8 protein-coding genes and 1 tRNA gene are annotated in these 11,331 nt (G+C 66.4%); 2 read left to right on the top strand and 7 right to left on the bottom strand.

Features of this window, described 5'->3' with window-relative positions; all coding sequences use genetic code 11:
* The coding region (locus tag G1H10_RS31635) for a phosphotransferase family protein (protein WP_174264830.1) at positions 1-565 on the top strand (565 nt) is incomplete at its 5' end.
* A gap of 116 nt (positions 566-681) precedes the next feature.
* Here G1H10_RS31635 and G1H10_RS31630 read toward each other — a convergent pair.
* The 6 genes from G1H10_RS31630 to G1H10_RS31605 all read right to left on the bottom strand — a co-directional run bounded on the left by G1H10_RS31630 (position 682) and on the right by G1H10_RS31605 (position 6,715).
* A tRNA-Ile gene (locus G1H10_RS31630) sits at positions 682-755 on the bottom strand.
* A gap of 37 nt (positions 756-792) precedes the next feature.
* Complete coding sequence (locus G1H10_RS31625) at positions 793-2,409, bottom strand: FAD-dependent oxidoreductase (protein ID WP_163745268.1); 1,617 nt, start codon at positions 2,407-2,409, stop codon at positions 793-795.
* Positions 2,410-2,474: 65 nt separating this feature from the next.
* Positions 2,475-3,365 (bottom strand): carbohydrate ABC transporter permease, encoded by an 891-nt coding sequence (locus G1H10_RS31620; protein ID WP_163745267.1) that lies wholly within the window; start codon positions 3,363-3,365, stop codon positions 2,475-2,477.
* Entirely contained in the window at positions 3,365-4,270 is a 906-nt protein-coding gene (locus tag G1H10_RS31615) for a carbohydrate ABC transporter permease (RefSeq protein WP_163745266.1), read from the bottom strand. Before G1H10_RS31615 ends, G1H10_RS31620 begins: the two co-directional genes overlap by 1 nt.
* 31 nt (positions 4,271-4,301) lie before the next feature.
* The gene (locus G1H10_RS31610) at positions 4,302-5,615 is read right to left on the bottom strand and encodes an ABC transporter substrate-binding protein (RefSeq protein ID WP_163745265.1); all 1,314 of its coding nucleotides are present in this window, start codon (positions 5,613-5,615) and stop codon (positions 4,302-4,304) included.
* A gap of 71 nt (positions 5,616-5,686) precedes the next feature.
* The gene (locus G1H10_RS31605) at positions 5,687-6,715 is read right to left on the bottom strand and encodes a LacI family DNA-binding transcriptional regulator (RefSeq protein WP_163745264.1); all 1,029 of its coding nucleotides are present in this window, start codon (positions 6,713-6,715) and stop codon (positions 5,687-5,689) included.
* Positions 6,716-6,927: 212 nt separating this feature from the next.
* Between G1H10_RS31605 and G1H10_RS31600 the strand changes: the two genes are divergently transcribed.
* A complete protein-coding gene (locus G1H10_RS31600; protein WP_163745263.1) occupies positions 6,928-8,529 on the top strand; it encodes an alkaline phosphatase D family protein in 1,602 nt (533 codons plus the stop codon).
* Between the two features lie 15 nt (positions 8,530-8,544).
* Here G1H10_RS31600 and G1H10_RS31595 read toward each other — a convergent pair whose 3' ends face one another.
* Positions 8,545-11,160 carry a glycoside hydrolase family 5 protein gene (locus G1H10_RS31595; protein ID WP_163745262.1) on the bottom strand — a complete coding sequence of 872 codons (2,616 nt, stop codon included), beginning with the start codon at positions 11,158-11,160 and terminating at the stop codon, positions 8,545-8,547.
* Positions 11,161-11,331 lie beyond the last annotated feature (171 nt).

The raw sequence follows: 11,331 nt of genomic DNA, 5'->3' as shown, positions 1-11,331 counted from the left end.
GTCTACGCTTGGGCCTGCGGCCATCGCTAGATCATTTTGTGTCTTCACAAACCAAGATCATCGAGCGGTGGCCGCTCCATATCCAGCACCGACACGACCAAGATCACGATCTACGGCTGGAGTACTAAGCCGCGCGGTCGTCGATGAGATCCACTCGATCGCGGCGGACAACGCGCCGCTGCTCGATCAGGTCACGAGTGCATCGCTGCTGACCGGTGACCTGTGGACGGCGAACGTCCTGCTGTCGGCCGACAACGATGAGTATCCCGAGATCACTGGCGTCGTCGATCTCGATCGGGCGGAATGGGGAGATCCACTCGCCGATTGGGTGATCTGGATGGCGCGCAAGAAGCCGGGCACAGAGCGCGACTCGTTCTGGTCCGGATATGGAGCCCTGGCCGAGGAGGATCCCTCCGTACGTTTCAGGCTCGCGCTGTATGCGGCCAGGCATCAAGCGGCGGTTCGCTTGGAGAACGCACGTCTGGCAGACGCGGCCGGTGTGCAGGATGGATCGCAGCAACTGGCGCAAAACGCGGAGTCACTGCGGCAGATGGCGGTTGGATGAAGAACGGCCGCTCGTTCGTGCCATGACGACAATGCCGCGCCGACTCGTGTCACGTGCCGTTCCACGCAGAAGCAGCCCGGGGCGTGGCCAATGCCGCTTGTGCTAGTGCAACTCGGTGGGGCGGGCGGGACTCGAACCCGCGGCCAAGGGATTATGAGTCCCCTGCTCTAACCGGCTGAGCTACCGCCCCGTCGACGGCCAATATTAGCCTGCCCACCGGATCGTGCCTATTCGCTATCGGGCGCGCCCGTCCGCCGTATCTCGTCCGGCCAAGCCAGCGGTACCCCGAGGGTGCCGGCGAGCACGTCCTGCAGCTTGCGCACGTGGGTGGAATCCTGGCGCACCTCCGCGGCGGAGCGCTCGGTACTGAGGCAGTATGCCGCGACAGCTCCGGCCGCCTCGCCGATGGACCACTCCACCGGGTGGAGCCGATATGCCCCGTTGGTGATGTGCGTCGTGCCGACGTTCTTGTTCGCCGCCAGAAGGTTGGAGACGGACACCGGCACGAGCGCACCCAACGGGATCTGAAACGGGTACGACGCGATGTCGACGTAGTTGCGCCCCGAGGTCGACGGATGCAGATCGATCCGGTAGTACCCGATCCCCACGCTGTCCTGGAAGATCTCCGAGCCCGCGTCTGGCCCGCGCATCTCCTGTCCGATGTGCGCTTCGGTGACGGTGAAGAGAGCCTTGATCCTGCGTGACTCTCGGATGTACGGCTCCCGGGCGAGTCCGTCGGCCGTGCCGAACACGTCGCCGCGCAGCCGCAGTTCCGGGTACCCGTGACCACCGTCGGCCCGCGGTGCCTCGGTCTGCATCCAGAAGACGAACGACAGCGTCAGCTCTCGGGCCCGGTGCAGCGCGGTGCGCCGGGTGGCCGCCTCGACGCCGATGATCGGATGCTCCCAGTAGTCGGTCTGCGGCCAGTTGATCAGCGTGACCTCACCGCCGGTGAACGTGTGATCGAACTGGCTGCGTGCCACGATCCGCCGGTAGTGCCAGAGGTCCCGGTCGTCCCGATGGACCGCATGCTCCGGCTCGCCGAGAAAGAGCGGCCGGGTGCGCTCGTCGAGGGTGATCGGGTGGACATCCGTCCACGACAGCTGCGGTCCCGGCCATCTCGGATCCACCGTGTCCCGCCAGTGCGAGTAGCCCTCCGGTTCCGCGATCAGGTGGGATTCGCCGGCTCGGTACTCCACCGCGGCGCACCACGTGATCGCCTGCTGATCCATCGGATCGGCCCGATCCACGGCGTGCAACTCACCCGTCTGCGCGCGTGACTCGGCGCCGACGACGTGCGGGATGTCGGCGAGTTCCAGGAGATCGCCAAGCTCGGTGGCGTCGAGCACGAACGTACCCGTCAGCTCACGATGGACGCCGGTCTGCCGATCGAGGGCCGTCACGGATGTCACGCGATCGCCTTGGCGGCGGGCGGCGACCGGGGAGTGTCCGCGGAGCAGTGTCAGCTGCCCGCCGGCGAGCCAGGGGGAGAGCATCTCGTCGAGGACGGCGGCGCCCACCCGTGGCTCGTGGCAGAGCGCCGAGACGAACCCTCGTCCCGGGTTGAGCCTGTCGTCCGACCGCGCCTGCGCCGTCAGCGGATAGTTGCGACGGTAGAAGTCGCGGACGCGGTTCCGGAGTTCTCTGTAGCCGGCCGACACGTGCTCGCCCTCGATCCAGGGGTGCTCGTCCGGCGGAACTCCCTGGCTGGTGAGCTGCCCTCCGAGCCAGTCGCCGGTTTCGGTCAGGATCACCGTCCGCCCGAGCATGAGCGCGGCGCGGGCGGCGGCGACGCCGCCCAGTCCGCCGCCGATGACCAGGATGTCTGCTGTGTGTCGTGGCACGAGGTGTGGTTCCGTTCGTCGCAATCGGAGGGTCGTCGGGTAATGCGCGTGGATCGGGTGGCGGGTCAGCCTTTGAGCCCGCCTTCGGACAGCCCTGAGATGAATCCGCGCTGGTTGACCAGGAACACCACCAGCACCGGGATGCTGACCAGAATCGTCGCGGCCATCAAGGCTCCGTATTTGACGTTGCCGGTGGAAGCGAAGGTGGTGATCGCCAGCTGCACCGTCGTACTGCGCTCGGATGTGGAGACGACGAGCGGCCACAGGAAGTCGTCCCAGACTCCGGTGAAGGAGAACACCGCCACCAGGGCGATCAATGGCCGGGCCATCGGCAGGTAGATGCGTGAGAAGATGCGGAACTCGCTCGCGCCATCGATCCGTGCCGCCTCGGCGAAGTCGCGGTCCATGCCGGCGAAGTACTGCCGGGACAGGAAGATGTTCATGGTGCCCACCAGGTAGGGCAACATCAATCCACCCAAGGAGTCCAGCAACCCGCTTCCGCCGCTGCCGAGGAGGTCGTTGCCGCCCGCCAACGGGAAGTTCTTCGCCATCAGGAACAGCGGGATCAGGGTGACCGAGACCGGGATCGCGGCGGTGGAGATGAGTACGTAGAACACCACCTTGCTGCCGCGGAAGGGCAGATGTGCGAACGCGTATCCGGCGAGCACCGGGATGACGCAGTTGGTCAGCACCGCGATCGAGGTGACCACCGCGGAGTTGATGAAGGCCGTGTCCAGGTTGGCGACCCGCATCGCCGTGGCGAAGTTCTCCAGCGTCGGCTGCGCGGGAATGAGTCGGACCTCGGAGAACGCCGCACCCTCCGGAGTGAATGCGAGACTCGTCATCCAGACGAACGGCAGCAGTACCAGCGCGGTCACGACGCTCAGCACCATGACCCGCGGCCACAGTCGCGAGCTGCGGGGACGCCGGCGGGCACGCGCCATCAGTGCGGTCATCACAGCCTCCTTCCCTGGCCGACCCGGATGGCCACGATGGACAGTCCCGCGATGAAGGCGAACAGGACGAACGCCATGGCGGACGCGCTGCCCATCTGGTTGTACTGGAAGGCTTCGGTGTAGATCAGGAAGTTCACCGTGGTGGTGCTGCCGTACGGACCGCCCTGCGTGAGCACGAAGATCTCCGTGAAGCCTTGGGCGAGGTAGATGATGTCCATCGCGATGACGTAGGTGAGCATCGGCCGCAGGCCGGGCAGAGTAACGGCGCGGAACTGCTGCCACGCGTTCGCGCCGTCCACGCGGGCCGCCTCGTACAGGTCTTTGGGAACGGTCTGAAGTCCGGCGAGTAACAGCACCATGTTGCTGCCGAGCGCCTTCCAGACCCGCATCGCCGAGGCCGCGTTGAGCGCGGCGTCCTCAGTACTCAGCCATCGTTGGCCGGCCATGCCGAGGAGATCCAGGATCTGGTTGATCACTCCGTCGTCGGAGTAGATCCACAGCCAGATCATGCTCACAGCGGTCAGTGAGACCACGTGTGGGACGTACATGGCGGTGCGGAACAGGCCCACGCCGCGGAACGCCCGGTTGGACAGCAACGCCAGCCCGAGCGCGATAACCACTGTGATCGGCAGGACCTGCAGCACGTATCGGCCGGTGATCAACATCGCCCGGCCGAACTCCGGATCCCCGTACAGCGAGCGGTAGTTGTCCAGCCCGACGAACTCGGGGCCGGACCGGCTCAGCGGGCTGTAGCGGGTGAAACTGAGCACCAAACCGTACAACACCGGTCCGAGCTGGAAGATCGCGACGTAGAGGGCGGCCGGCACCACGAACAGGGCGCCGAACAGCGCCGGTTTGCCGTGTGGTCGCCGTCGTCGAGGTCGCGGCGGTGCGCCGGTCGGCACGGTGACCGTCCGACGCGCCGCCGGAGATCGATTACGAGCCGGACTCAATGACCTGGTCCACTTCGCGGGCGGCCGCGGTCAACGCCTCCTGCGGGTCCACCTCGCCATGCAGGGCCCGTTCCAGATGCTGGCCCATCGCGTCACGCATCTGCACCCAACCGGGCACATTGGGGTTGGGGTGGTTGCTGACCAGCGCCTCGACGGCCTTCTGGAGTTCCGGGTTCGCCGAGATGTAGTCCGAGTCGACCGCCGACGCGTGGATCGGCAACGCCCCCAGGGCTTCGGCGTAGTCGGTGTTGGTGTCGGCCTCGATCATGTGGGTGATGAAATCCCAGGCGAGATCCTTCTGACCGCTGTCCTTGTTGATCATGAGGCCGTTCGCCGGGCCGCCGAACGCCTGTGGCTCGTTCCCCTCGAAAGCCGGCGGCATCATCAGCCGCAGATCCCGGTCGGGGGCGGCCTCCTGGTACTTTCCAATGCTGCCGGCGTTGCTGAGCTGCATGGACGCGTCACCGGTCGCGATGGGCTGCTGTGCTTCCGGTGAACCGGCCCAGGCGACGCCCAGGGTGTTGTCGACAGCGTCGGGACCCTGGTAGAGCCGCACGTAGTAGTCGAGAGCCTCGACTGCCTCTGGTGAGTCCATGACGGACGCGGTGTTGTCCGCATTGAGGAACTCCCCGCCGTTGGACCACAGGAAGGTGCCGAACGCCTGCTGGGCTCCGATCGGGTCGCTGGGAACGACCAGCCCGGCGCGGGTGATGTCACCGCCGTCGCGCTGTGTGAGCTGCTCGGCGACGGCCCGGACGTCCTCCCATGTCTCCGGCGGCTGGTCAGGGTCGAGCCCGGCCTCGGCGAAGTCGGTCCCGCTGTAGACGATCATGCGGATGGTCATGATCAGCGGGATCATGTATTGCGCACCGTCGACCGTGCCGCCGGGCAGCGCTGCACCCATATCCTCGCGCGCCGCCTCATCGAGCTCATCGAGATACGGCGTCAGGTCTTCGATGCGGTCGTTGTGGACCAGGTCGGCGGTGGCGGCCACGCCGTGGCCGATCACGTCCGGCGCGGTGCCCGCAGCGAAGGCGGCATTGAGCTTCGGCGAGATGTCCGCCCAGTCGACGTATGTGACCTCGATGTCGGCGCGGGTCTCCTCCTCGAACGCTGGCACGATCGTGTCGTTGACCAGGGCCATCTCGGACTCGCTGTTGCCGGGGAACCAGACGGTGAGCGTACCGGCGCCGTCGCTTCCGGTTTCGGTCTCGCCGCCGCATGCGGCGAGCAGTAACGCGGCCGCGCAGCCGGCCGCCAGGCCGGCAGATGCGGATGCGGAACGGATTCGTCTCATCGATGTGACCTCCGTGGGAGTGGTGGGCGCCTCGCACGGGCGCCGCGCATGTTCCGGCGTGCGGGGTGATGTCAATGCGGCTGGGCGAGCGTCGCGCCGGCCTCGAAGCCGCAGGCCAGATCTTCGTGGTAGGTGAGCTCGTGTTGGCCTTCCAGCACTTCGAGCAGCAGCTCGACGGCGCGTGCGCCCATCGCGAGCCGGGGAACCGTGAGGTGGGTCCACTGGTGGGTGACCGGCATGCTGTCGTTGATCGAGTCCAGACCCACGATGGAGAGACGGTCGGGAATCGCGACATGTCGTTCCGCGCAGAGGGCGGCGATCTCCTCCAGATGCGCTGTGCCCTCGGCGAGCACAGCCGTGGCACCGGCGTGCAGTACGCGCTCCAGCCAGCCGTGGTCGAGACCGCCAGGTTCGGCCAGTGTCTCGTCCGCGACGGTGATGCCGAGTTCGGTGCAGGTCTGGTGGAAGCCGTGGCGCCGTTCGATCCGCGGGACGGCCTGGTCGTCCAGGCCCAGGTAGGCCACGCGCCGGTGTCCGAGTTCATGGACATGCCTGGTCAGCTCCGATACGGCGCGGACATAGTCGGCGCTGACGTACGGCATCAGTGCGGCCGCCTTCTCTCGTCGGCCCACGAAGACGAACGGGAACCCTTCCGCCGCCAATCGGGCGAGTTCGTCGTCGTGCTCGTCGAATCCCAGGATGATGGCGCCGTCGGCTATCCGCAGCCGGTTGCGGCCCTCGTGAAAGATGTTCGCCGGGCCGTCGTCCTGGTGCATCGAGGTGAACAGCACCAGGTCCTGTCCTGACCTGATGGCCTGCTGTTCGATTCCGACCATGATCTCGTCGTAGTAGGACTCCCTGCTGGTGGGGAAGAGGGGCTCGAAGGCGTGCACACCGATCAGCCGGTTGCGTCCTCCGCGCAGCGCCCGTGCCGTGATGTTGGGAACGTAGCCGAGCTGCTGCGCGGCTGCCATGATCTTCTGCTCGGTTTCCTTGTTGATGCCGTGCTCGGCGGTCTTGCCGTTGAGGGCGAGCGAGACCGTCGTCTGGGACACCCCGGCCAGCCGGGCGATGTCACGTTGTCTTGGCCGACTTGTCACCGCTACGTCCTTCCAAATTCGAATTAGATCGTCAGAGTATGGCTGTGTGTGAGCACTGTCAAGACCTCATATAGGGATCCATAGTGACGAGATTCTATGCGCTCTACAAGCGATCTAATTTGAATTAGAACCTTGACAGTGGGTTCCGAATATCGAAAACATGTCGGCGCATACGGCCGGGTCCGAGCTCCGGCCCGACGGAAGGAGTCCCCATGCGACGTGCCAGCTCCCGTTCGCTCAGCCGGCGACGGTTCCTCGGCTATTCAGGTGCCGGCGCCGCTGCCGTGATGCTGGGTACCGGTTGGTGGAACACAGCGCCGGCAGCCGCGCGCGTCTCCGGTTTCCCGTTCACCCTCGGCGTCGCGTCGGGGGATCCGGCGTCGGACAGCGTGGTGCTGTGGACCCGGCTGGCGGTCGAGCCGTTCGCACCGGACGGACGTGGCGGGATGCCGGACGAGGTCATCCCGGTGCACTACCAGGTGGCCGCTGACGAGCGGTTCTCCAGCGTGGTGCGAGGCGGCGTGGCTTTCGCGACGCCTGAGCTTGGGCATTCGGTTCACCCAGAGGTCCACGGTCTGGAACCGGGTCGGGAGTACTTCTATAGGTTTCGGGTGGGCCGGGAGCTGTCCCCGGTCGGCCGCACGGTGACGGCGCCGGAGCCGGGAGCGACGCCTGCGTCGCTGACGTTCGCCGTGGCGTCGTGCCAGAGCTACCACGGCGGCTACTACACGGCCTACCAGCGCATGGCGGAAGAGGACGTGGATCTGGTGGTCCACCTCGGCGACTACATCTACGAGCGGTCATACGGCTTCACCGAGGACCACTATGGGAATCCGCTGCCGGAGTACATGCGCGGCGAATGTTTCGATCTCACGGCGTACCGGCTGCAGTACGCGCTGTACAAGTCCGACGAGCATCTTCAGGCCGCGCATGCCAGGTGTCCATGGCTGACGACGTTCGACGACCACGAGGTCGAGGACAACTTCGCCGGCGACGTGTCCAGGCCGGACAACGAGCCGGACCAGGATCCCGCCGTCTTCCGACGGCGCCGGGCCGATGCGTTCCAGGCGATGTATGAGAACCTTCCGCTGCGGCACAACCAGATGCCGTCCGGGCCGGACGTCCGCATGCACCGTCGTATCCAGTACGGGCAACTCGCCGAGTTCACCATGCTCGACGGTCGGCAATACCGGAGCGACCAGCCGTGCGAGGGCTCCACGTCGACATGCGACGGTCGATTCGACCCGGACGCGACGATGCTCGGCGGTAAACAGCGAGACTGGCTCATCGATGGGCTCTCGTCCTCGTCGGCCAGGTGGAAGATCGTCGGCAACCAGACGGTCATGGCGCAGACCGACCGCGACCCCGATGAGGACGTCACCGAGGTCTGGGTCGATGCGTGGGACGGGTACGTCGTCGAGCGCGGAGCCGTCCTCACCGAGGCCCACGACCGTGGTGTCGACAATCTCGTCGTCGTCACGGGTGACCGGCACAGCAACTACCTGATGGATCTCAAAGCCGACTACGAGGATCCCGATTCGCCGGTGGTCGGAACTGAGTTCGTGGGCACGTCGATCAGCAGCGGCCGCGACGGCGCCGACGTACTCCCGGGCGTCAACGACAACTATCTGGCCGCGAACCCGCACATGAAGTTCTGCAACTTCCAGCGCGGATACCTGCGAGTGACGGCCACGCCGGACGACGTCGTCACGGATTACCGGGTCCTTCCCTACATTTCAGAGCCGGATGCCCCGGTCAGCACGCGAGCCAGCTTCGTCGTGGAGAACGGCCGACCGGGCGCGCAGCCTGTCTGACCGGGGCTGCCGGCGTCAGGTCGCGATGCGGAAGATGGCGCTACGCCACTTCTCGACCTCGACGGTGATCCCGCGCCGCCACAGCGTTTCCGAGGTTCCTTCGAAGACGTCCTCGCCGGACTCGTCGACCAGCCGGAAGGTGCCGTCGCGCGGGATCCGTGGGTGCACGGTGGGACGGCCGCGGTTGCTCTCGGCTCGCCGGTACACCACCAGGTGCTCGGGGCCGACGACGAGCTGCAGGTCTGCCTTCGTCCGCCGGTCGACGGCGATCTCCGCGTCTTCCAGGAAACGGGCCAGCTCCGCTGCTCCGAGTTCGGCCATGTCGTCCACCCACAGGATCGGGGTCTCGAAGTCGTCTCGCTCCAGCACCGAGCGGACCCGCTCATCCAGGTTGCGACGGTCCGCGACGACGGCCTGGTAGTCGAAGTCCGCGGAGAACCCGTCGACCTGCTCCAGGCCGGTGGGCACCTGGGTGAGTAGCCGGTCGATGACCTCGTCGTCGGTCAGCAGGTGGAACGGTCCGAGATGGAGGTCGAGGGCCAGCTTGACGAACGGCACCACGGACCAGTTGTGCCCGTTCGCGATCGGCACCGCCGCCGGGTTCTGGATGACGGCGAGCTTGGCTGCTCGCCAGTCGACGGGACCGGCGGCGTAGACCGGGGAGAATCGCTTGTACAGCCGGTCGAAGCTCTCCTGGAACGGCACGAAATCGTTCGCGTTGTGCCACAGCGACCAGTGCAGTTGCCCGACGGCGCCGGCTGCGTAGTACTGCACCAGTGCGGCCTCGACCATCAGGTCGGCGGCCTCCACCTTGTCCATGTCGGGCAGGAACGACTCGAACCCGTAGTGTCCGCCTTCGCCATTGTAGACGGGCACCGGTGAGGTGGAGTACGGCGCGAACAGGGACGCGACGGCATGCGAGAACACCGCATCGATGTCCCGGGCCAGCCATGGCGACCTCCGGTCCTCGGCGTCGTCTCGGGTGGGGATCGGGGCGTTGGGCATGTAGTGGTGCGGGGCGTTCCCGTCGACGACGTTCGGGATCTGCCAGGTCGGCGCGGCGGCCGAGGTGTCGTGAGCGTAGGCCGGGCCGAGGGCGAATGTGAGCCGTTCCGGGTCGGCGGCCTTGACGGCCAGAGACGCGCGTTCGGTGATGCGTCGCCAGTTGGACTGGATGGACATGTGGGCGTCGTGGGGCTCGTTGAACGGAACCTCGATGGCCAGGATGTTCGGATCGCTCCGGAAATGTTCGGTGATCCACCGGTTCGTGTCGAGCAGGACGGCGAGGTGCTCGGTGTCCGAGAGGTCGAACGTCCCGCGTTCGGTCAGTGACGGGGCCAGATAGGCGATCGCCGTGCCCTCCTTGCCGGTGCCGGCGTCCGACGGTGTCCCGCCGATCCAGTAGTCGTACGGATCGACCGGGCCGCGGTGCCAGTCGATGATGACCCGCACGCCGTGCCGGCCGGCTCGCTCGACGAAGTAGTCGAGCATATCCATCCACTCCGTGTTGAGCCGGCGTGTGCGCAGTTCGTCGGCCCACCGGTCGTCGTCGGGGAAGACGCCGCGGGCGGACTGGATCATGCCGATGTTGATCGGAACCCGGACGGCGCCCAGGCCCCAGCTGGCCATCAGGCTGATGTCGGCGTCGATCCCCGTCCAGTTGGCCCGGCGCGGGTAGCTGAGCATGAACAGGTCGTAATTGAAGCCGGTGAAGCCGACGGCCCGGTCGCCCTCGAGCAGCCGGCCGTCTTGGGAGCGCAGCAGCTCCAGGGCTTGGGGCTCACGGACGTCGACGGTGAACGTCTGGGTCACCCCGAGATGCTCCACGTCGATGTCGGCCGTGCCGGAGGAGAGCGGCGTCAGATAGCCGTAGTCGTCCACGGTGACGACGTCGGGGTTGGACGTGGTCAGTGTGCTGTGCTGGGTGACGTCCGCGCTGGTCTCGTCGTCGTGGAGGGCGCGGACGGTCAGTGGCATCGGATCGGCGTCGTCGGTGAGGAGCACCGGCAGCCCGGTGGTCTCCAGCTTCTCTGGAGCGACCGGGACGACGGTGTGCTCCACCCGGATGTCGTCGAGCCACTGGGTGGCGCGCTGGGCGCCGGAGACCAGGTAGTCCTTCCAGATCTGGACCTGCAGGGTGACGACGTCGTCGAAGCCGTCTTGACCGTTGAACGTGGTGACCTCGACGTCCTGCCAGTCGCTCGCGGTCGCGGAGACAGCGGCGAATCCCTGGACGATGGTCTTCGAACCGTTGACCAGCCGGATGGTGACCCGGGTGACGTTCTCCGCGCGTACCTTGAGCGCCACCTTGGTGATGTTCAGGTGGTCGAGGGTCTTGACCAGGCTCACGTAGCGGCCGTTCTCGGAGAAGTCGGCGGTCAGCTTGCCGGCGTACTCGCCGGAACCGGCGACGTCGGTGACTCGCTCGAAACCGCCCGATGCGGTGCCGTACTCGGGTCCGAGGCTCACCGACCACGGCTCGTGCCGGGATTCGAAATGCCCGATCACGTCGGTCCACGTGGTCGGCTCGGCGGCGGCCTTCGACGTGGCGGCGGCTCCGAGAGCGGATGTGGTGACCACGGCGCCGACGCCCTTGAGCAGGGTCCGGCGGGTGATACCAGGTCGATTCATGACAGCCCTTTCCTCCATGTCCGCGGCGGCAAGGACGTAGGCCGCGGAGAACGGGTGGTATCGCAAACGTAGCGGTGTCACCTCGAGTTTTCAATAGAGCGAAATAAGATTTCATATATGGAACAACATGGTCGGCCGTATCTCCCTACCGGCCGATACCGGCGGGAAGCA

This window comes from Phytoactinopolyspora halotolerans, assembly GCF_010550675.1.
GTDB classification, from domain to species: Bacteria; Actinomycetota; Actinomycetes; order Jiangellales; family Jiangellaceae; genus Phytoactinopolyspora; species Phytoactinopolyspora halotolerans.
This window is presented reverse-complemented; position numbering and strand designations above follow the sequence as displayed.